At 58.3% G+C, this 22,523-nt stretch carries 17 protein-coding genes; 6 read left to right on the plus strand and 11 right to left on the minus strand.

What is annotated here, in order from left to right; all coding sequences use genetic code 11:
• The first annotated feature begins 82 nt into the window (after positions 1–82).
• The 4 genes from ACFPLB_RS13875 (at position 83) to ACFPLB_RS13890 (ending at position 10,006) form a co-directional block, all read left to right on the plus strand.
• Positions 83–1,873: a P-loop NTPase family protein gene (locus ACFPLB_RS13875; RefSeq protein ID WP_378230620.1), complete on the plus strand. Its 1,791-nt coding sequence runs from the start codon at positions 83–85 to the stop codon at positions 1,871–1,873.
• The gene (locus tag ACFPLB_RS13880; RefSeq protein WP_378230622.1) at positions 1,873–3,507 is read left to right on the plus strand and encodes a hypothetical protein; all 1,635 of its coding nucleotides are present in this window, start codon (positions 1,873–1,875) and stop codon (positions 3,505–3,507) included. The genes ACFPLB_RS13875 and ACFPLB_RS13880 overlap by 1 nt, the downstream gene beginning before the upstream one ends.
• Positions 3,504–8,876, plus strand: coding sequence for an FtsK/SpoIIIE domain-containing protein (locus ACFPLB_RS13885; protein ID WP_378230623.1), 5,373 nt, complete (start codon positions 3,504–3,506; stop codon positions 8,874–8,876). Before ACFPLB_RS13880 ends, ACFPLB_RS13885 begins: the two co-directional genes overlap by 4 nt.
• Positions 8,877–8,965: 89 nt before the next feature.
• A complete protein-coding gene (locus tag ACFPLB_RS13890) occupies positions 8,966–10,006 on the plus strand; it encodes a class I SAM-dependent methyltransferase (RefSeq protein WP_378230625.1) in 1,041 nt (346 codons plus the stop codon).
• A gap of 194 nt (positions 10,007–10,200) precedes the next feature.
• On the opposite strand, the gene trbI is transcribed toward ACFPLB_RS13890, so the two are convergent.
• Genes trbI through trbB form a run of 11 tightly spaced genes read right to left on the minus strand, consistent with a single transcriptional unit; the run spans position 10,201 to position 19,707 of the window.
• Positions 10,201–11,505: an IncP-type conjugal transfer protein TrbI gene (trbI, locus tag ACFPLB_RS13895; protein WP_378230627.1), complete on the minus strand. Its 1,305-nt coding sequence runs from the start codon at positions 11,503–11,505 to the stop codon at positions 10,201–10,203.
• Complete coding sequence (gene trbH / locus ACFPLB_RS13900; protein WP_378230629.1) at positions 11,502–11,969, minus strand: conjugal transfer protein TrbH; 468 nt, start codon at positions 11,967–11,969, stop codon at positions 11,502–11,504. The genes trbI and trbH overlap by 4 nt, the downstream gene beginning before the upstream one ends.
• A gap of 3 nt (positions 11,970–11,972) precedes the next feature.
• On the minus strand, positions 11,973–12,797 hold the full coding sequence (trbG, locus tag ACFPLB_RS13905; RefSeq protein ID WP_378230631.1) for a P-type conjugative transfer protein TrbG: 825 nt from the start codon (positions 12,795–12,797) through the stop codon (positions 11,973–11,975).
• 20 nt (positions 12,798–12,817) lie between these two features.
• Entirely contained in the window at positions 12,818–13,480 is a 663-nt protein-coding gene (locus ACFPLB_RS13910; protein WP_378230633.1) for a conjugal transfer protein TrbF, read from the minus strand.
• A gap of 10 nt (positions 13,481–13,490) precedes the next feature.
• The gene (trbL, locus tag ACFPLB_RS13915; RefSeq protein ID WP_378230635.1) at positions 13,491–14,657 is read right to left on the minus strand and encodes a P-type conjugative transfer protein TrbL; all 1,167 of its coding nucleotides are present in this window, start codon (positions 14,655–14,657) and stop codon (positions 13,491–13,493) included.
• Positions 14,638–14,847 carry a TrbJ/VirB5 family protein gene (locus tag ACFPLB_RS13920; RefSeq protein ID WP_378230636.1) on the minus strand — a complete coding sequence of 70 codons (210 nt, stop codon included), beginning with the start codon at positions 14,845–14,847 and terminating at the stop codon, positions 14,638–14,640. The genes trbL and ACFPLB_RS13920 overlap by 20 nt, the downstream gene beginning before the upstream one ends.
• Positions 14,844–15,644: a P-type conjugative transfer protein TrbJ gene (trbJ, locus tag ACFPLB_RS13925; RefSeq protein WP_378230638.1), complete on the minus strand. Its 801-nt coding sequence runs from the start codon at positions 15,642–15,644 to the stop codon at positions 14,844–14,846. The genes ACFPLB_RS13920 and trbJ overlap by 4 nt, the downstream gene beginning before the upstream one ends.
• Complete coding sequence (locus ACFPLB_RS13930; protein WP_378230640.1) at positions 15,616–18,066, minus strand: conjugal transfer protein TrbE; 2,451 nt, start codon at positions 18,064–18,066, stop codon at positions 15,616–15,618. The genes trbJ and ACFPLB_RS13930 overlap by 29 nt, the downstream gene beginning before the upstream one ends.
• Before the next feature lie 7 nt (positions 18,067–18,073).
• The gene (locus tag ACFPLB_RS13935) at positions 18,074–18,373 is read right to left on the minus strand and encodes a conjugal transfer protein TrbD (protein WP_378230643.1); all 300 of its coding nucleotides are present in this window, start codon (positions 18,371–18,373) and stop codon (positions 18,074–18,076) included.
• Positions 18,366–18,749, minus strand: a complete 384-nt coding sequence (locus ACFPLB_RS13940) for a TrbC/VirB2 family protein (protein WP_378230645.1) — start codon at positions 18,747–18,749, stop codon at positions 18,366–18,368. Before ACFPLB_RS13940 ends, ACFPLB_RS13935 begins: the two co-directional genes overlap by 8 nt.
• Positions 18,739–19,707, minus strand: coding sequence for a P-type conjugative transfer ATPase TrbB (trbB, locus tag ACFPLB_RS13945; RefSeq protein WP_378230647.1), 969 nt, complete (start codon positions 19,705–19,707; stop codon positions 18,739–18,741). Before trbB ends, ACFPLB_RS13940 begins: the two co-directional genes overlap by 11 nt.
• 473 nt (positions 19,708–20,180) lie before the next feature.
• Between trbB and repA the strand changes: the two genes are divergently transcribed.
• Positions 20,181–21,368, plus strand: coding sequence for a plasmid partitioning protein RepA (repA, locus tag ACFPLB_RS13950; protein WP_378230649.1), 1,188 nt, complete (start codon positions 20,181–20,183; stop codon positions 21,366–21,368).
• A gap of 72 nt (positions 21,369–21,440) precedes the next feature.
• Positions 21,441–22,436, plus strand: coding sequence for a plasmid partitioning protein RepB (gene repB / locus ACFPLB_RS13955; protein ID WP_378230651.1), 996 nt, complete (start codon positions 21,441–21,443; stop codon positions 22,434–22,436).
• The last annotated feature ends 87 nt before the right edge of the window (positions 22,437–22,523 follow it).

Below are 22,523 nucleotides of genomic sequence, written 5' to 3' on the forward strand. Positions count from 1 at the left end.
ACGAGTCCTCCAGATTTAATGCCGATTACTCTGGGCAAGGCTCTGTCGGGACTGGTATTCTGAGGGAGCGGAGGGGGCTGGAATGAGTAACAATGCATTGGTCGACTTTCTGGCGGCTTATGGGCCGACGTCGGACGGTAACAACATGTACGACGAGTTCGTCGTTGATGCCGCCGCTCGGGCTGGGGTCGAGCCGATCTCCATTCCGGAAACTCATTCCGGCCGGATCATCGCCGATCTGAGAGGGTCGCCTGCCCGGTCCGTGGTGCTCACGGGAACTGCAGGGGATGGAAAGACCTACACCGCCCGCAAGGTTCTTGAGCGGCTGGGTGGTCCCACCACCCTCAAGGAGATCACACCTTTTACTGATCCTGAAACTGGGCGGTCTATCGTCTTTGTCAAGGATATGAGCGAAGTCACAGCCTCGGAGAAGTCGTCTCTGTTGCCGCGCATGATCGCGTCTTTCACGGATCCGGATCCACGCGAGATCTTTGTCTTTTGCGTCAATGACGGCCATCTGCTGCGCTCGTGGGAAGAGCATATGGGTGGCAGCGCCGCCGGCAGGAATATCCTCACAATATTTCGGGAACTCCTGCGCGACGACGAGGAACTACCCCCCTCCCCTTATTCCTTCCGCCTCGTCAACATGTCGAGGACCTCGCACGCCTCGACGATCAACGCCATCATTGACGAGATCTGCAACCACCCCCGCTGGAGCGATTGTGGCTCGGGGTGTGAGATCGGCGCCCAAGGTCGGTGCCCGGTCCAGACCAACCGCGAGATCCTGCTCAAAAATGGTGGCGCTTCGATGCGCACCCGCCTTCGGGCGCTGGTCGAGATCTCGGCGGCCGATGAACGGCATCTTTCGATCCGGCAGATCATCATCATTGTGGTCAATGCCCTGCTCGGTGACGCCAAGAACGTTTATGCCGCGCCTCTGCTGAATTGTGCGCGGGCGTCCCAGCGCGCCGCGGACGGAGAATATGCCTACACCAACCCCTACACCAATGTTTTCGGCGACAACCATCCGCCGACCCGACGTACCCAGAACGCTGCGTTCTCCGCACTTAATGAATTCGCCATCGGATTTGAGACCAACAATTTCTTCGACGATATCCTGATGGATGCAAAGCTAGACGGCGTCGATCACCCGCAATATGGCAGCGCGAGCTATGCGAAGGCGCGGGCTGACTATATCGAGAATCCGGCTGATCATATCGTCGAGCTTCGTCACATTCTGACCGCGCAGCGCCGCCGGCTGTTCTTTGAATGGCCTAATGCCGCGCCCGACGCGCGAGAACAAAGCCCTTGGCAGCTCTCAGTCCATACCTATGGTGATCACTACCTCAATATCCTATTGAGCGAAGCTGAACGCGATCCAGACATGTTTCGCAGGACGCGACCGCGCTTGGTCAAAGGCCTTAACCGCGCCCTGACGGGATCGCTGACCGAGACATCGGACCGACTCTGGCTGACCCAGCCCTCGGGTGTCTACAAGGGCACCGGCGTCCCGATCCTCGTAACCAGCCCGATCAGCTGGACGGGTAAGCCGTACAACCTCAATTTGGCTGCTCCTGCGTCCCCCGGTCGACCACCCCTTCTTCAGCTGATCGCATCTTACCCGCCGGTTGAGATTTTGGCGTCACTGCCACTCACACCAACGCTTTTCGAATACCTCATGCGGGTCAACGATGGAGCATTGCCGATGAGCTTTTCCAACCAGTGCTTCCAGGATGTGCGCAATTTCCAGATCCGCTGTGTTGGCCGCATTCTCGATCGCGAGCAGGAAGACGGTACCAATTTCAAGGCGGTCGATACTGAAGGCGAAACGCTGGCCGAACGCTCGATCGGTGCCCTGGAGAGTGAAATCTGATGCTTGATGCCGTCGAAGCCCCAGCAGAACCCGTCACGTTGCGTTCGCATCTCGGTGACGGTGCCGATACCCTGATGTGGGTGCAAGAGGAGCTCTTCGGTCACCGGTTCGTCGAAGAACAACTCCCTTACATGCTAGTCCTCGAAGTCCTAGCGATCTGTCGGGTGCTGCAAATTGGCGATGACGGACGGCATTACTCCGAAACGCGGATCTTCAATCAGAAGGGGCACACCCCCCACTCCCACGAATCCATCATCATCCCGGTCATCCGATCGGTCGAGCTGCGCTACATCCTGTTCAGGGACAGTTCGCTCGATATGATCGTCAAGGACGAGCGCATCGCGCCCCAGGATCGCTTCGATACTTGGATAGAGGCCCTCAATCGCGGCTTTTCAAACGAGGTGAGGGTGGCTGGGGTTAACTTCGCCTACCTCAAGGACCGCTTCGATGGCAGTTTCGAGGATGCCCGCCAAGCGGTCCGGATCATCAAGGGCCTCGAACTCGATGTCCTCAACAATCGTCGTTACACGTCGAAATTTCTCGCGCCCCGCGGCCCAAGCCTTATTCTCAACGATGTTGATCTGAAGTTCGTCGCCGACCGCGCCTTCTTTGGCCGCGGCGGCGAAATGATCTACCTGATGCTCAATCGTTCGGCGCTCGCGAGCAATGTGGCACGTGAGGTGAAGCGGTATTTCCTCGGCGCGACCGATCCCGCAGAAATACTGGCCGCTCGCCTCGTTCCAAGTACCAACGATCGCACGCAGGGCGGGCCGATCGGGTATCTCCCGCTCAACACGCACCCCGCCTATGATCGCTTGGCCGAGGATTGGGATGCAATCCTGACCCTGCGCAGCCTGCCGGCGCCGCAAAAGTTCGAGCCCCTCTTTCGCATGACGGCGCTCAATCTCGTGTGCTATTTTGCCGATCGTGCGCGGGAGGTCAGCGGCAGCGCGGTTGACCCCATTCCGCTCGATATGACCGGTGGCGCCAATGCCAACCTGCGTGACGTTTCCAAGAATTATCTCAACCGGCACAAGCAGGTAATCGACGACGCGGTGGAAACCCACATCCGGGAAAAGATTGCTGGCGTTCATGCCTGGAACGTGGCGCTCGCTCACGAAGATCCTGCAACCTGTTCTGAGATGGCCGTCGACTCCATCGTACGAACCTTCGATGCCAAGCGGTGGGCCGACAAGGCGGCTTCGTCTGAAGGCGTTAAGAAACCTGAGGTATGGCTCGAAGCCTTCATCTCCGCAACCAAGCGTCGCGATCGCAACAACATTTCCTCGATGATCACGCCTCTGGGTAAGAGCAGTGGCTTTGTCGTCGCTCGTCGCAGTGCAGGCACCTGGTTTTCGGCATCCGACGAATTCCTCGAGGCCTTGGTACTTGCGACCGTCCGTGGCCCCATCACTATCGACGATTTCCTCGCACAGCTCTACCAGCGCTACGGGATCGTCATCGGGCCGGCCGAGCAGCGTGAGGCTTTTGATGAGCCACCTTGCGATGTCTCCGCTTTTGAAGAAAATTTGCGCGTACTGGAAAAGCGCCTCACGGGCCTTGGTTACGTGAAGCGGCTGTCGGACGATTGCGCCTTTGTCTCCAACGTCTACAGCCGGGACGAACAATCATGAACGCAATCACCATCTCTCCCGGCGCTGCCGACCGTCATGCAATCGAACGCGCCGACCTGATCGGTCGGGTCATCTGGGGCATGGTCGGTCAGGAGGTCGAACGTAAATCCGGCCGTACCCTGATGTTGCTTGCCGGTCTCAAACCTGAGCACCTAGCTGGCGTGGCACGACATTACCCTGTGATCAAGGGCAAGACGGTTACACTTGCCATCTCGAGGGAGGTCGACCCTACCTTGGCACAGACCCTCGACGCCCGGTTCCTGACTGATCGACCGGGTGTATCCTATCGAAATTCCGATGAAGCCGACATTGTTCTGTTCGCTGTTTCCGACAAGCAACGCGATACAGTAGGCGCCAGCCTCAACGCCGTTACACGCGTTGATCGCCGTTCGATACAGGACAAGTCCGATCTGTGGCTCGCGGCCATTCTCGAAGGTGCAGGGGACGCGATCAAGGGTGACGAGCACCGGACGTGGATATCGGCTATGCTCGCCGGGCTCGATGCGGCCGATGTCACGAAGGACCTCGATCAGTTCGCCGAGTTTGTGCGCAGCTTCATGGCGCTCAAGGAAGAACCTCTCGATAATCGACTGCGCAAGTCTGCTCCTGCTCTCAAGCTGCCAATGGCAAGCTTCGGTGCCATTCCTGTTCGGGGGCAGCCCAAGGCCAAGCTCGTTGCCGATTTCAAGGCCATGTTCAGGAATACCTACCGGGACCTTTCCGACATACCCTATCTGCTTGATGCCAAATCGGTCCGTATGCCCGTCGAGCCGATCCTCGATTATCTGGCTGTACGCGAGGGGGAGTTTAAGGCCGAGGAAAAGGTGATGGCTGAGGCGATCGCCGAACTGATCGCCGATCGCAAGCATCTGCGGCACGGAGAATGGCGGCCGAGCCAGCGACGGTTCTGCGAAGTCGTCGAATGGAACGACTTCGGTAAGAACGTCTTCGCCTTTAAGGCACGCAAGCAGACCCCGAGTCTGGTCCAGCGCACGCGCACTTTCATCGAAAACGAGTATCCGGCACGCCTCAAGGAGCCGGCCACCAGTGAATATCTCGAGCGGCTTGAGGGCGGCTCCAACACCCCTGAGCAGGATCAGGAATTTTTTAACGCTTGGCAGGACCAGATCCGCACGGTCAAAGACAAGAAGCTCTATGAGAGCTGGCGCCGGCATCTGTTCACCGACGAGGTGAAGGAGACCGATCTTTTGTCCCTGATCGTCAAAGGCGTGCGCTCGCTGCTGATCAAGAACGCTGAGGACGGGATGATCGTCTCGGACGCCGAGGTCATCGTCAAGATCAAGAACGGGGAGAAGACGTCGGCCTGGACCGATCTCAACCCGCGCCTCGTCAAGCTGCTGCGCCTCGAAGGCCAGCTCGTCCAGGATGTACTGGCAGACCACGTCACCTTCGAATTCGGCAAGTGGCTGACCGCACGCGGCGAGGCGCGCAGCCAGTCGGCCGGTGCCAACCAGATCGAGTTCGAACTCAGGCTCAAGGTCGAGGACGATATCGCACCGGCGCAGGTGCGGCTGTTCTGGCAACCTGGAGCTTCGAGCATCGCTCTTGCTTGGCCCGAGGACATTGAAGCGTTCGGCAAGGCTGCGTCCAGTGGTACGGTGCGTGTCGTCACCGGGCATTTCGACCTCAAGCAGGGCGCGGCTGTGGGTGGCATCCCAGCGTCACTGACAGACACCACCAGTTTTATCGATATCGGCGGCGGCGAGGCGGGCTCCACCGCAGATCCCTTTGATCACCCGGCCGCAAACGACTTCTTTGCGGTGATCCCGTCCAATCTCGAACAGGCTGTCGCTAGTCGCACGATCGAGCCCAAGGCCCGGGATACGATCTCTGAAGCCATAACTAGCTTTAGAGAAGCCTTCGGCGCCGCGGTGACGGCCATCGTCAAGGATCCGAAGACCGTATATGCGGGTCGTCTGATCGAGAATCAGGCCGCCGCCTTTGGCCATCTGTGTCGGGTGGCGCGCGAGAAACTCGGGAACCGCGCCACTGTGCGTGAGACCCTGCTGCGGCCGATCGTCGAGTTTGGCCTTTTGCCATCATCGAACGGGCAGGCTGTGATCGTGCCGGCGTGGCATCCCTTGCGCCTGCTCGAGCGGAAGGCCAAGGCGCGCGATCTCGCCGAATTCATCAGACTCGCCATCGGATCGCAGAACACTTCGGTTGACGGCCTCGAGCGGGCCACCGAGGTCCAACGCTCGATCTTTGTGGAATGGTTCTTCCCTAAGGTCGTCTCTTACGGCCTACAACCGTTTGCAACGGTTGAGGACTGCGCTGGCTATAGCCTCGCCGTTCCGGTCAACTCGCGGGCGTCGAGCGAGCAAAAGCTCGAAGCCACCGCCGGTATCGCCTGCCGCGAGTTCATGCTAGCCTCAGACAAGTTCATTGAGCTCAACCCTCATGAGGAAGGTAATTTCTCCGCAGCTCTCTACAATGCCGACGCGGTCAGTCTTGCCGGATTGGTTGCCAAGGATCTCGAAAAGCGCATGAGCAAGAAGGGGCATTTGCGCGCCAGTCTACTCATCACCCATGATAGCTCGTCGCAGCTGCGCGAGGTCTACACCCAGCAAAATGCCCGTCTGAGCGGGGAGAACCTCGACGAAGTGACAGAAGGGTTTCTCTCGCGGCTGCGCGTGGGGGTGGGGCGAGGTGATCCCACAACCCCTGGGCGGCGCTCCAATATCGACGTCGTCTTCCTGCATGATGCCTTCTTCAAGCATGCGCGCATGGCGTGGGAGCTGGTGGATGGGGCGTCTGAAGATGTCGGTGAAGAGATCGATTTCCGCAACGCCTCCCTGCCCAGGCGCCGCACGGATTCCGATGCGGCCGGCAACATCGCGACCAATGCCATCGAGATCTTCATGACCGCCTCGCGTCCGCCCAGGGCGGTGGCCCAATTCACTGACCTTTGCTTTGTCGCGTCAGAAGATACCAAGGTCCTGCCGGCCGATAAGCGCGCCTTGCCGATCCAGAGGGTGAACTGGAATGACACGGAGGTTTCCAATACGATCCGTAAAGCGCACGAGCTTGGCGAATGGGTGGTGAGCGTAGACACCATGTCAAGCCGGCAGATGCTGGCGGTAAACGGCATCAAGGTAATCCGCGACATACAGTTGCCCGACGTGGATATGCGGGTCCTCGTTTCCTCGCGCGAACCTAGCCAGAACCTGTTGCGTCATCTGCAGGAGGACTTCTCCCAGATGCAGGACAACTATCTTGGCTCCAACGCTGCCACGCTGGCCGCGCAGGTCGTCAACACGGTAGTCGAGGTCTGCGGGCAAAAGATCCTGTCTTCGGCTCGTTCCCGATCCGCCGCACGCGAGATCGTCGGTCTGGCGGCCGCCACCGCAATCGTCGATCGCGAAAAGGCCGTTGGTGGGGTCAAGCCGGTCTGGTTCTCACTCGACGACAATCGCGCGTTTTTTAGCCATAAGGGCAAGCTAGCCGACACGCTCGCGCTCGCCATTCGTCGCGAGGATGGAAAGTTCGTCATCTCCATGACCGTGGTCGAAGCCAAATGCGTCAGCCAAGCGTCTGAGCTGATCGAGGCGAAATCGAGCCGGGACCAGGTGGTTTCGACACTTGCGACAATCGAGACGCATTTCGTCACGCAGGCTGATCTGATGGCCAAGCGTGCCTGGGGGCGGCAATTGCTCTATCTGATGTCACTGCGTCCCGACTACATCCACTTCTTCGCCAACAATGTGGAACTCGAAGAGTTCCGCCAGGCAGTGGCCGATGGCGAGGTCGAATACGAAGCCGAAGGGCGCTCGATCGTCGTGGTCCACGATGATATCGCTTCGACCTCACTTACAGTGGCTGCTGCCGAACAGAATGATGCTGTCTGGCAGTATACGGTGCGCCAGAAATCACTTTCTGCCTTGCTTCAGCTTCTCGTCGATCCTCAAGGCGCGTCACCGTCGGATCTTCCTCGGCCGGTCCGAGAGAGTGCTGTCACTCTGCCCGAGCCGATTGCTAGCCCCGAAGTCGATGAAACGCCCATTGCTACCGATCCAACACCATTGGCCGACGAAGCCCTGATGCAGGCCGTCGCTCAGGGTATCGCGGAGGAAGAGCTTGAGCCTAAGGGACCGGTGGCTGAAGACCTTGAGCCGCTGCCGGCCGTCGAGATATTTCGTCAAAATCCGGGCCTGCCTCCGGCGCTGGAATCCGTTATGCGCAGCGTTGCAGAAGGTAAGGGCACCGGGCGGCTTAAGGAGGCAGAGGAGATCTTTGCCGCCGATACTGCTCGCAATTTGCAAGCGGCGTTAACCGAGTTCAATATGGTTGCGCAACTGGTCGAACCTCGGACCATTTCTACGCCCAACGGGGTTCTTGTAAACTTTGCCGGGCACTCCACTCTGACTGTCCCAAAGCTCACAAGCAAGATCACGGAGTTGCGGACCACATTTGGCCTCGACGTCACCGACATCAGGGCCGGGTTAGGGCGCATCTCCCTGTTTGTGGCCGCCCAGGAACGCCGGGTGGTCGATCTCGCCCGTGTCTGGCTCGAGACGAAATGGCCCGAGAGCTCGCCGCAGGCGATCTCTAACTTCCTGCTCGGGCTGCGTGAGGATACGGGAGAGCCCCTCTGGCTCAACCTGCGCGACAAATACGGTTGCAACGAGGAGCACGGGCCACATACGCTCATCGCCGGCGAGACCGGATCGGGCAAGGGCGTTCTGATGCAAAGCTTGTTGCTGCAGATGGTCGCGCTCAACTCACCCCAAAATCTGAAAATCTATCTTATCGACCCCAAAATGGGTGTCGACTTCCCTTGGATCGAGAACGCGCCGCATATGGCCCGGGACATCATCACGGACCAGGAAGAGGCCGAGATGGTGCTCGAATCGGTCGTCAGAGAGATGGATCGGCGCTACGAGCTAATCAAAGAAAAGCGCGTCCCCAAGATCTCGGAATACAATCGTCTGGTCGCGCCAGAAAAGCAGCTCCCCTACATCTTTGTCATTCACGACGAGATGGCGGACTGGATGGCAAGCTCGGACGAGTACCGTAAGGTGATCCAGCAAAAGGTCACCCGGCTTGCCGCCAAGGCCCGCGCGTGTGGTATCCATGTGATCATGATCACCCAGCGCGCCGCTCAGGAGGCGATACCGCCTGGCATCCGCGACAACCTCAACAACCGGCTTGTACTCAAAGTTGCCGGCGAGGCGGGTTCTGTTCTCGCGTTAGGGGTGAAGGGCGCCGAGCGCCTGTTGGGTAAGGGGCACCTAGCGGCTAGGCTCGGAGGAGACAAGCCTGCCGGCGAGGAGTATTTTGTTGCCCAGGTACCCTTCGCCTCAACCGAGGAGCTCCAAATGTACGCAGATTCCTTGGCAACAGATTGAACCATTTTGAAAAGATTCACAAAATCGCGTGCCCCATGTAACGAGTATATAGCGCGAATTCTTTGATGAATATGAGTTGTAATTCCGCCATGTCACTTGAAAAAGAAGCCTACGAGCAGAACTACCTACAATTCCGGTCGTTAAACCAGATCATGTGGCAAATTCCTGTGCTTGCGATGACGCTGACGGGCGGCTTATGGTTTGCAGTTTCTAGAGCCGATAGTGAATCATTGGTTGCACCCATGCTTCTTTTGACAGCCGTGGTGGGCAATCTCGCACTGGTAGTGGTGTTGCGGCGTTTTCGTTTCGTAATGGGAAAATACCTCGATTGGTTGAAAAAATCTTATCCTTCGGGCTTTGTTGACGCCTCGAGTCCCGATGACGACATGAACCCCGTTCAGCGGTTCTTCGTGTCTAATGAAAGAGTTAGACAGACATTTTCCCTACTTCTTTTTTGGGCTGCCGGCGTAAGCGCAGTGCTTTTTGGTGTTCAGGTATGGGCTGAGATGAACAAGGAGTCGAAAATGGACAACAATCCAGGCATCGCCTTCTATGAGCAGCACGCCGCAGCACTGGCCGATAGTTATGAGGCAGTATCCTTCGCGGACGCTTATCCTTTCTTGGTGCCAGTATTTTCTGGTAATCATCTCCAAGTACTGGATATTGGAGCAGGCACTGGACGAGATGCTGCCTGGATAGCCGAACGCGGGCACCGAGTTTACGCGGTGGAACCATCTGCAGCTATGCGAACTGTTGCGAGATCCTTGCACCCCGACCGACGTATTACGTGGATTGATGCGCGGCTACCAAGTTTAGAGGCACCGCCAATACAGCCTGAAGCATTTGAAATCGTTCTTGCGAATGCCGTATGGATGCATATTGCGCCGGAGGATCGAGGGCGCTCGTTGGCACGTATGTACGAAGTCACTGCCCCAGGCGGTAGCGTATATGTTTCACTCCGTATTGGACCGCAGGACGCGCGGCGTGGAATGTTCGAGGTATCAGCCGATAGCTTTGTAGCTCTGGCTCAGGCTGCCGGCTACGACACCATACATCACGGTGAATTTCCTGATCTTCTCGGACGACCATCTGTCAGTTGGAGTATGTACCAACTGCAGAAGCCTCTTTAGTCGAGGCGGAGTGTAGATACTTCCGCAAGCAGCCGTCGCTAGATGCAATGGGCTTGGCGCTTTCGCTGGCGTGACTACCCATGAGCGATAAGCTTGATTGTCAGCGGTTCACTTGATCCCAGCGGCAGATTTGACTCCAAATACGCTATCTCCTCTCGCAATACTCCTATTCCGCATTAGGTCGGTGCAACATCCTAGCGAATTGCGCTGGGAAAAACGATGTCCTGATCGACCAGCACGTTGAACCGGTATCCCGGTCGGATTTTCAAGGTGGGCTGGACATTGAGGTTCCGCGACAGGGTCTGCTGCGACATCTGGCTGAAGCTTTCGGCAAATGAGCGCCTGGCGGCATCCTCGGCGCTGTTGGATGTTCCGAACGCATTGCGATCCTGCGGGATCATCATGTCGGTGCCGGCACCGATCAGGGCAACGAGGACGACCGAGCCGAAGGTACGGAAGTAGTGGTTGTCGACCTTATCCCTGAACCCGCCATACCCTGCGGCATCGGTTCCAGCCATACCGCCGAGCTGCAGTGTCGACCCATTTGGGAAAACAATATCGGTCCAGATGACCAGCACGCGGTTCTGTCCGAACGATACGTTGGAATCATAGCGGCCGAACAGCTTTGCGCCCTGGGGGATAAGGAGATGCCGGCCTGTGGCGCTGTCATAGACATTCTGGCTGACCTGAGCGCTGATGCGACCGGGAAGATCGGAATTGATGCCGGTTATGAGCGTTGCTGGAATGACCGAGCCGCGCTTGAGTTCATAGGGCGACATCTGTGGCGCGACCGGGTTGGGCAGATATCCAAGCTCCGCGATGTCCTGATTGAAGAAGCGTTCTTTTCCGGCCTGCCCGTTCGGGTCGCCGTTGGGGCCGGTTAGGCCACCTTGCATGGCGGCGGCGTAAAGGTCGAGTGCGCTTGGGGGCCGTCCAGGCGAGCCGGCCGAGCTGGCCCCTCTCGCCGTTTCCACATCCGATTCCCGGTTGAGGTTATTGATGCTGACAGCAATCGGAGAATCATAGGCAGCATCGTTGGCCTGTAGCCGCGCCATGCGTTGCCGGTGCTGCTCACGCAGATATTGCTCGCGCTGTTCCCGCTCAAGCCGCGCCCGCCAGACCTCTTCGGGCTCGAGCTGTGATGTGGCAGGCTGCGGGGCGGTTTGAGGTGCGGTCTCTGCTGCCGGGAAGGGATTGGTAGCGGTCTCTGCCGCTGCGGGCGGCCGTGGCTGGAATTGCGGTTGCGCCGGCTCACCGATGATGCCGTCGGGAACGCCACGGGTGAGCTGGTCGGCATAGGTTGAGGCCGATTGCGATCCGGCCGCACCAGCACCGCCATCGTCGCGAAACCGCAGCCCGCGCGATGTCAGCCCATAGAAGATAACGGCAAGGAAAATCACCACCAGAACAATGGCGCCGATAATCGGCAGCCGGTTGAGACGGCGGATTTTCGGGGTGGCCGCAGTGTCAGCGCCGCCAAGCTTCAAAGACTGCGTCATGCCGTGCCTGCCGAGCCATGTTGCAGGATCGAGAGCGGGCTGACCGGGGTGGCACCGTCAGTGGCGGGCTTGTACATGCGGGTCAGATCGAAGCGCAGCGTCGACAGCCTGACCAGAACTGCTCCCTCGAACTCGTCGACGGTATAGGCAAGGGCAAGGATATTGGCTTCGTCGGTTTTCTGGTCAGTGATGACGGCATAGCCCCAACTTTTCAGGGATGCCTCAAGAGCTTGACCGAATACGGAACCATCAGGGGTGAACCGGATCGTCGTGCTGGCGGGGCCGGCCTGTTCGGCAAGCCTGCCGACCATGTCGCTGGCAATGCTGTTGGCGGCTTCCGGCGACAATTCTGCCGTTACTGTGCTTTGGATCAGCCCGGCTTGCCCCAGCGTCTGACAGCCTGAGAGAAGACCGGTTAAGACGATCGCAGCGATGAGGCGACCGGCTACGGAAAAGCTGCGCATCCCCTACCCTCCCCGCCGGATGGTGATTTTTTGTTGCTGGCGGCCGACGCCGGAGACGAGGATGGCGTGATCGATATGATAGTCGACCACCATCATCGAGCCTTTCATCCGGTAGTTGACGATGCGGTTTTCCCCGCCGGAAACGACGAACAGCACCGGCGCATCCTGGCCGGAAAGCGAGGATGGAAACTGGATATAGGTCTTGCTCCCATCGCTATAGATGCGTATCGGCCGCCAGCGCGCTGTGCCGCTCGTCCGGAAGCCAAAGTTCAACTGGTCGGCGGGCACACCTGCACCTGGAACGATGCTGGCTTCCATGCGCGCACTGATTTCGGCAAAGCGGGCATTGACGTCCTCTGGATAGTCAAAACCGACTCGGGCCATATACTGGCTTTGATGCGATTTGAGCTGGATGTGATAAGTGCGCCGCGAGGTGGTCACCACCATGGAGGTGACAAGTCCGGCCTCCGAGGGCTTGACGATCAGATGCACGGCCTGGCCGCCGGGGGCGCCGGAAGTTGCCGGCTCGACCTTCCAGCGAACCGTGTCGCCAAGCAGCACGTCGCGGACGATTTCGCCTGCTTGCAACTCGATATCGCAGACCTGTAGCGGTGAGCAGACGACTGAAGGCTGGACTTCGCCATAGAGGAAGATGACCTTGCCGTCAGGGCCGCGCGTCACCACCCCCTGCCCCGATTGCCACTGCCCCGACAGATTGGTTCCGCGCACCTCGTTGGCGCTCAGATTCTGAGCTGCGACGGGAAGCGATGTCAACGCCAGGAGCAATGTGGTGCAAAGGCTGATGCTCCGGATGCTGGGTAGACTCATGAAAACTATCCTCCGGGCACTCACAGTTGCGCCGTCCACTCGAAATCTCTCAAATAAAGTCCGATCGGGTTGAAGCGGATGACAGCTTCGTCCTGCGGCGGGTTCAGTGTCACGGTGGCGATGCCACGGTAACGACGCGTGCCAAGTTCCTTGCCCTGCCGGTCGCGCTGGAATTCCGTCCAGTCGACCTGATAGCTCTGGTTCGACAGAGGCACGATGTTGGTGACCTCGATGGCGACGGTCATGGTAACGGCGCGATCAAATGGCGAATTGCCCCGGAACCAGGCATTGATCTTCTCGGTGGCGGGGTCTGACGTGCGCAGCAGCGCATAGGTGCGGTCGATATATTGCTTCTGGACGACGGCATCGGGTGTCACCGAACGGAAGTTGCTCACGAAACTGCCGAGCGTGGCGCGTACGACCCTTGCATCGGCATATTCGATCTGCTGCGGGAACCCGGCGCTGGCGGCTGTTCCGAGGCGATCGACCTCGACGATATAGGGAACGAGTTTGACCTGCGTGCTTTGATAAAGCGCGTAGGAAAAGCCTATCACGGCCATCAGCATGCCGGTGATGCCGACAATGCGCCAGGCCCGCGCCGCCATCACATAGGAGCCGTAGCGCTCGTTCCATTCCTGACGCGCGGCAAGATAGGGGTTCTCGGGTGGATTGCGTCCGGCCATGTCCTGTCACTCACGCCCTGTCGTCGCTGGAGGGTTTACGCGTCGTTCGGCCCTGGGCCTGATCGAGCTTGGAATTGGCAAGACCGAGCGTGGAAGCGCCCCATGTTCCGGGAACGCCGATTGCCTTGTCACGGGCAGCACCTGCCAGTGCGCCACCGGCAGCACCGGCTCCCGATGCCATGCCCTTGAGCGCTGCCGCGCCAAATGAGGAACCGGCGGCACGCGCATCTGAGTAGGCTGCCACTCCTGCCCTTGCGCCGCCGGCGGCAAGGGCCGCGCCACCGACTGCAGAGCTTGCAGCCTGCCCGCCATGGCGGATGGTTTCCATGCCGCCGGTCACGGAAACGCCCTGCACAACGCCCTGAATGATGTTGGGCACATAGATCGAGATGATGAAGACGACGACGGAGATACCGGCAATGGCGAGTGTCGAAAGATATTCGTCAGAACCTGCCGGGCCACTCGCCAGATTGACCAGCACCTGCGATCCAATGCGGGCGATCATCACCAGCGCCATCAGCTTCATCCCGACGCTGAAGGCATACACTAGGTAGCGGACGGCAAAATCCTTGGTGAAGCTTGAGCCTCCAAGGCCCAGCATGATCATGCCGGCGAGCAGTCCGACATACATTTCCACCATTACCGAGATGAAGATTGCAGCGACGAGGCTGAAACAGATGACGACGACGATCATGGCAAAGACCGCGGCGATCGCGAGCGCGTTGTCTTCGAAGAGACCGAACTGGGCCTTGCTCGACATGGCGCTTGCCACCTGAAGGCCGGCATTGAACACATTGGCCGGCGAGGCCGAGCCACCGCCGGCGCCGATCTGGAACAGGCTGTCGACCATGGCTTTTGCAAAGGCAGATCCCTGTTCGAGAATGAAGACGAAGAGACCGATGAACATGATGCGGCGCACGAGTTCGGCAAACCATGTATCGAGCGACGCGGCTGCAAGAGCCAGCCAGACGGCGGCAATGCCGATCTCGATGCCGGCAAGGATCCAGAACAGCGAGCGGGCCGCCTGCAGGACGGTTGTCTCCCAGCCCTGGGCAGCACTTGCCACCTCGTTTTCCAGATTGGTCAGGAGCGAGCCATCCTGCGCGAAGGCCGGTCCGATCAGGATCGACAGGCCAAGCAGGGTGAGGAGCGCCGCCCTAATTCTCGGCGGCGTCATTGCCCTGCTCCTCTGAAGTGTCCCAACGCGGCCGCATTTCCTGGCCGCCGGTCGTGTCGAATTGCGGGGGAGCCACAGTGGCAGGAGCTGCTGAGGCCGGTGCATCGGCGGGGTTCTGAGCAATCCAGACCGTGACGCCGATGCTGATCACAACGGCGATGGCTACAACAATGAAGAAAATCCTGTTCACCAGCGCGGCTCCATCATTTGGCCGCCGGAACTTGACGGCGCGGTTGATCTAAAAAATTCCTCACGCCGTGTCTGGGCAAGGTCCTTTGCCGCCTGTTCGGACTGATACCAGGTGGCCATCATCGTCATTTGCTGGGAGACCAGCCCGCGCAGCTTCTGGGACTGGGCTACCTGCTGGGCTGCGATCTGATGTCCGACCTGAAGGGCCTGCATCTGGCCGACCGCACTTTGCGACATCGAGCGTAACTGCGACATGGTTGCTTCCTCGCTGCCAAATTGTTCGGCAGTGAAACCGGCGGCACGCAATGTCGCTGCGATGGTGTCGCGATTGGTATCGGACCAGTCCTGATAGCTTGAAGAAAAGCTCTCGCCATTGGCAAGGCCGGTTTTGAACTCGGCAAAGCTCTGGAACCGCTGCTTGAGCACATCGTCGATATTGCCCATCGAGAATGCGATCCCCTGCCCCTGATTGACGAGGCCCTGAAGGCGGGTGAGATCGCTTTCCACCTGTCCCCAAATATGGTTCGGGAGCTGCAACGTGTTTTGCAGCATGTTCTCGTAGATCCGGATCTGGTTCTGGATCTGTTCGGCCAGTTGCGTGATTTGCTGCACCTGGTTCTGGATTTGCTCAGCCGACTGACCGACCAGCCCCACCAGCTCGGAATTGTTGAGTAGCTGCGTCCATTCCGTCGCCTGCCCGGTGACAGCGCCGGCATGAGCGGGTGCAGACGGGATTGTGCTGGTGATGATGACCACCGCCACGGCGATCTTAACGGTGTGCGAGAATGGTTTCGGCATTGCCGATCCCCCTTTCCGTAAGCCAGACCTTGGGCCAGTTCGCGCCATGGTCATGGCCAAGCTGCTCAATGCGTTTGAGATCGTCCTTGCCGGCCGCCCCAACGAAGGAAAGCGCGACCGGTCCAAGCGCCATATCGAACAGGCGTCTTCCTTCAGGCGAGGCGACGTAATATTCCCGTTTGGGTGTGGCCAATGCCACGATCTCGATCTGGCGTTCGTTGAAGCCAATGCGCTCGTAGAATTCGCGGGTGCCGGGTTCACGTGCCGCGCCATTCGGCAGGCAGATTTTGGTCGGACAGCTTTCTTTCAGCACATCGATGATGCCGGAGCGCTCAGCGTCCGATATCGACTGTGTGGCGAGCAGCACCGCGCAATTGGCCTTGCGCAGAACCTTGAGCCATTCGCGGATCTTGTCCCTGAACGTTGGATGGCCGAGCATCAACCAGGCTTCATCGAGTACAATCAGGCTTGGCGCACCGGTGAGGCGCTTCTCGATGCGACGGAAGAGATAGAGCAGCACGGGTACGAGATTGCGCTCGCCCATATTCATCAGTTCCTCGACTTCGAAGCACTGGAAGGTACCAAGCGTCAGACCGTCCTGTTCGGCATCAAGCAACTGGCCCATGGGTCCGTCGACGGTGTAATGGTGAAGCGCATCCTTGATCTCGCGCAGCTGCACGCCGCTGACAAAATCCGACAGCGAGCGGCCGGGCGCAGAGACCATGAGCCTGATCTGGCGCGAAATTGCATTGCGATGATCGGGTGTGATCGTCACCCCTTGCATGGCGACCAGCGTTTCGATCCATTCGGCTGCCCAGGCGCGGTCACCATCATTGTCGAGTTCGGCCAGCGGGCAGAAGGCGAGCATGGCATCGCCCTCCCCTGCCCCGATTTCGTAATGATCGCCGCCGGCCGCCAGTGTCAGCGGCAGAAGTGACTTGCCCTTGTCGAAGGCAAAGATCTGCGCATCTCGGTAGCGGCGGAATTGTGCGGCGATCAGGGCCAGCAGGGTTGACTTGCCGGAGCCGGTCGGGCCGAACACCAGCGTGTGGCCGACATCATCAACATGAAGGTTCAACCGGAAGGGAGTGGAGCCGCTGGCAACCTGCATCAGCGGCGGTGAGTTGGGTGGATAAAAGGGACAGGGCGCTGTTGCGCTGCCCGACCATACCGAATTGACTGGGATAAGGTCAGCGAGGTTGCGCGTGTTGATCAGCGGTTCGCGAATATTGGCGTACCAGTTGCCCGGCAGTGAGCCGAGATAGGCTTCTGTGGCATTGAGCGTTTCGATGCGCGCGCCAAAACCTTCGGCCTGGATCAATCGGCGCACCGCCTCGGCCTGTTCGCGCAGGCGGTTATCATCATGATCGAACATGACGATGACGGGCGTATAGTAGCCATAGGCAACCAGTTGCGATGCGGCTTCTGCGATCGCGTTCTCGGCTTCTGCCACCATCAGCATGGCGTCCTGATCGACCGACCGGCTCTGGGTCTGGAACAGCTGGTCGAAGAAGGGGCGCACCTTCTGCTGCCATTTCTTGCGGGTGCGCTCGAGCTTCTGTCGTGCGTCCTGCTCATCGAGGAAGACAAAGCGACTCGACCAGCGATAGGTTAGCGGCATCAGATCAAGGTGGTTCAGGGTGCCCGGCCAGCTTTCTGCTGGAAAGCCATCGATGGCGACGACAGCCAGATAATGACCGTCGACCATCGGCGACAGCCCATGATGGAATTCGGCCGTCGCCAGCCAGTCGAGATACATCGGGATTTCCGGCAGGCGGACTGGATGGTTCTCGCCGACGATGCAAAAGCGAATGAACTGGAAGAGTTCGTCGTAGCGCGCCTCGCGTCCGGTTCCGGGATCAATAACGGTCCGCGTGACCATGCGACGGATCGAAAGAACGTTCGCCAGATATTGCTCGACCTCGCGGATCGATGTCCGAAAACTGTCGAGCGCAGTGTCTGCATAGGTCTCGGAGCGGCTTTCGGCATCAGAATAGACGTAGCGCGCCATCGCCGATCGACGCCGTTCAGGCGGGCGATAGGTGAGGATCAGTGCATGCTGGCTTTCATAGTGGCCGCGCTCAGCCTCGAAATGAGCACGCCGCTCATTATCGATAGCTGCCGTCACTGCGTCGGGGAAATAACTTTCTTCGCGTGACGGGTAGGAAACGGCTGGCACGCGAACGGCCTCGATCTGAATCATCCAGCCGGAACCAAGCCGTGACAGGACCGCGTTGATCTGGCGCGATACCTCATTGCGTTCGGAGTTGGTCGAGCTTTCCGAATCCGGACCGGCAAAATACCATCCGGCCATCAGGCTCCCGTCCTTGAGCAGGATCACGCCATTGTCGACCAGCCCGGCATAAGGAACGAGATCGGAAAACGACGACTGTGTGTTTCGGAACTGACGAAGTGCGACCATGGGCGGATCAGTATCTGCGCCATGGCGAGGACGTCGGGCGGTAGGTCTGCCGATAGCGAATATGGCGCAGATAGACCTGTCGCATCATTGGATCGGCCTTGGCCATCATCCGCAATGCGCCAACGACGCCAATCCAGATTGCGATGCCGAGCAGCGCAGAGAACCAGGTCAGGACCACAAAGATCAAAATGACCGTCGCCAGCCCAGTCAGCAAAACCAGTTCGCGATCGGCGCCCATCAAATGGTTCGGGCGCGACAGCGCCCGATGAATGCGGGATCGTGCGAGCGGAGCGACTGGCTCAACCATCACCGCCCTCCCCTGCCCCGCCCTTTCTTGCAGCGGTCGACTGGACAGTTTCGACTGTGCCGATAGATGCGCCGGAGGCACCGAAGAGCCCGACGATCTGTGTTGCGCCAAGCAGAATGCCGGCGACCAGCACCACATACATCAGCCGTCTGGCAAAATCGTTCAGCTCGCCGCCGAAGATCAGCATCCCGCCGGCGACGGCAACTGCCGCGAGTGCGATGAAGCCGGCCACCGGCCCGGTGATCGATTGCTGGATCTGTTGCAGTGGCCCCTCCCAGGGGAGTCCGCCGCCGCCAGCAGCAAGAGAGGGGCCCATGGAGAGGATGAGAACGGTGAAGCTTACCGTCAGAAAGGTGACGGTCCGGTTATGCTGCATCGAGGTGTCCCTCTTCCGGATAGGTTTCGATCTGGTAGTTGCCGTCGCGCCAGGCCTCGACATGGATGACTTCGCGCACACGCCGACCGGTCGGTGTGCGCTCAATCGAAACAACGAGATCCACGGCCTCGCCGATCACGTCGTGCATCGGCTGCTGGCTGGCTTCGGCGGTCAGTTGTTCCAGCCGTCGCAGGGCCGATAACGCATTGTTGGCGTGGATGGTGGTGATGCCGCCCGGATGACCGGTGTTCCATGCCTTGAGCATGGTGAGCGCTGCACCATCGCGGACCTCGCCGACGATGATACGATCAGGTCGTAACCGCATGGTGCTCTTCAGCAGCCGGGCCATATCGACCGTATCCGTGGTATGAAGCTGAACCGCATTCTCTGCTGCGCATTGGATTTCAGCCGTATCTTCCAGGATCACCAGCCGGTGTTCCGGCGATGTACGCACCATTTCAGCGATGACGGCATTGGCGAGCGTCGTCTTGCCCGAGCCTGTGCCGCCGGAAATGACAATATTGAGGCGTGCCTTGATAGCTTTCCGGATCAAAACTGCCTGTGCAGTCGTCATGATGGCGCTGCGGACGTAATCCTCCAGCGGGATCAGGCGTGACGCACGCTTTCGAATGGTGAAGCTTGGACCTGCCACCACCGGCGGCAGCAATCCCTCAAAGCGGTGGCCACCAATCGGCAACTCACCGGAGATAATCGGTTGGTCTTCATCGGCTTCTGTCTGCAGTGCATGCGCAACGCTGCCGATGATGATTTCGGCCGCTCCTGGCTGCAGGGTGCCCATGCTGTCGATCCCCTGCCCCAGCCGCTCGACGAACAGCCTTCCGTCCGGGTTCAGCATGATCTCGACCACGGATGTGTCCTCGAGCGCTGAGCAAATGGTCTCGCCAAGCGCATCCTGCAGCTTGCGCACCAGACGGAGGTGGGAGCGCGAAGCGGTCATGCCAGACGCCTGCTCTCATAACGCATAGCCGTCGGCATATGCCCGGACGTGGAATGAGTAAGTTGATGCTGCCGCATGTGGAACCGCTGCCCCTTTTGATGGGGCTACATCAACATCAGATCGGCAGATGCGTCAGCCCGGCATAAATGCCGGGTATGGAGCCTAGTGAGTCGCTTCTATCCTTGAAGCCCCATTGGTAGCAGGAAGACAGAGTGGAGCGTTCATGAGCTACTTTCCCCCTGGCATTTATACCGGGCCACTCTACGCTGAGTATTAGAACAGGAAGTCTGACTAACTAACTGGAATCGTGTAGATATTCGTCCGGGTGTGTGGTCAGGGAGTTGACGAGCGAACGCTTCCGTTAAGTTCTTGTTAACCTTATTCTTCTTGCCAAGCGGACAGAATCGGAGATACTGGCGCTAAATTCGGCCAAATGATGAAGTTGGCGCTATTATCGTTAAGGATGAGATGGGATGAATTCGCTTCCGTCATTTGAGTTCGACGAGAAGATCCTGGCGCAAGGCGCGGAGATCTCGCGGAAGCTCGACCAACTTCGACTGGAGAAATTTCCGCCCAACGCCATGAAGACCCTACGTCGCTTTCCGATGGCAGAAGTAGCTCACTATCTCGGCGTCAGTCCCAATAACCTAAAACGTTTGCACCTCGAAGGGAAAGGACCTGAACCCCATATCGCCTCGGGTGGCCGTCGTTTCTATTCAGCCGAGCAGATGATCGAATTGCGCGATTATCTGGACAAAAACGGTCGTTCGGACGCGAAAAAGTACGCCCCTTTTCGAAAGGAAGGCGAAAAATTGCAGGTCATTGCTGTCGTCAACTTCAAGGGAGGCTCAGGAAAGACGACGACCACGGCGCATCTTGGTCAGCATCTTGCGTTGACTGGACATCGTGTGCTCGCAGTTGATCTCGATCCCCAAGCATCTCTCTCTGCACTGCATGGCTTTCAGCCTGAACTAGATCGTAATCCGTCACTTTACGATGCAATCAGGTACGATGAAAAGCGACGACCGGTGACTGACGTCATTATGTCAACGAACTTTCCACTGTTGGACATCATACCGGCGAACCTTGAGCTGCAGGAGTATGAATACGACACGCCTCTCTCGATGCAGACCTCGAATGAGGGAAAGCGGTTTTATACACGGCTAGGGCGGGCCCTGGAGGAGGTCGATGATCGTTATGATGTTGTCGTGATTGATTGCCCTCCCCAACTCGGCTTTCTGACATTGACTGCACTTACCGCGTCGACATCGGTATTGATAACCGTCCATCCGCAAATGCTCGACCTCATGTCGATGAGCCAGTTCCTTCTGATGCTAGGCAACTTCGTTAAAACGATCCGCGAAAAAGGTGCGCCAGTCAAAATGGACTGGCTGCGCTATTTGATTACGCGCTACGAACCGACTGACATCCCGCAGGCTCAGATGCTTGGTTTCATGCAATCTATGCTTGCTGAGGAAATTCTCAAAAATCCCATGTTGAAGTCAACCGCGATTTCTGATGCTGGCTTGACGAAGCAGACGCTGTACGAAGTCGAACGCGCAAAATTTAACAGGGAGACGTACGATCGAGCGATCGAATCTCTTGATGCAGTCAATTTTGAGATCCAGGCACTTATTCATCAGGCATGGGGACGGCTCTAATGTTGACTGCCGTAAAAAGTGAAGAAAAGTCCTTCATTATCAAGCGAGTAAGTTCACGGATGAGGTTAAGTGATGGCTCGTAAAAATCCATTCGCGAGCGTTCTTGACGACAATGATAAGCCAGCGTCGCCGTCTGCCGTGCAATACGCAGCTAGAGGCGCGTCGCGGTCTATTCTGAGTTCACTTGATGAGATAGCGGCACGGGCTGATAAGCTTGTCGAGGGCGAAACCATCGTTGAGATTGATCCGGACCTGATCGATCCGTCGTTCGTGCGTGATCGGCGCAGCGATGATGAGCAGGAGTTCAAGGAACTCCTCGAGGCAATTCGGGAAGGTGGCCAGAACTCACCTATACTCGTCCGACCTCACTCACAGGCCGCCGGCCGATACATGGCTGTGTTCGGTCACAGGCGATTAAAGGTTGCGAAAGCGCTTGGCCGAAAGGTGCGGGCCATAGTTAAGGATATGCAGGATAGGGAGCATATTCTGGCGCTAGGGCACGAAAACTCCGCTCGCGCGAATGTGCCGTTTATCGAGAAAGCGCGATTTGCGGCGGATGTTGCTCGACTCCGATACGAGGAAGATAACTCCACCATCCTGAGTGCTCTATCGATCGATCGCACTACGCTCTCCAAAATGCTTTCGGTCGCGAGCTTACCCGAAGCAATTTTGGACGCTATCGGCGAAGCAAAGACGATTGGCAGAGATCGCTGGTACGACCTCAAACTGTTGCTCGATAATCCGGCTAACCTTGAGGTCGCCACTACAATGGTGGCTGAAGATGGTTTCACTACGGTTTCAAGTGAGGAGCGGTTTGATCTTTTAGTGCAGCGTTTGAAGGCAGCGGCATCGCGAAAAGGCGCCAGGCCGAAGCCAACGAAACGTAGTTGGGCACCGAAAGACAATTCATTAACTGCGGAGATGGTCGCGGACACTAAGCGCTTCACTATGGCGGTGAAGTCAAAAAACTCGGACGCACGAGAATTTGGCGAGTTTCTGTCGAGGAACCTCGATCAACTCTATGATGCGTTTCGCGAACGTACCGATGTCAAAACTAAAGGAGGCTAACCCGCAAAAGAAAAAGGCCCCCCGAAACAGCGTCCGGAAGACCTTCTCTCTAGTTTGGCGACTTAGAGAATCTCATTTCCGCGAATC

The sequence above is a fragment of the Aquamicrobium segne genome (genome assembly GCF_042656785.1).
Taxonomy (GTDB): domain Bacteria; phylum Pseudomonadota; class Alphaproteobacteria; order Rhizobiales; family Rhizobiaceae; genus Mesorhizobium; species Mesorhizobium segne.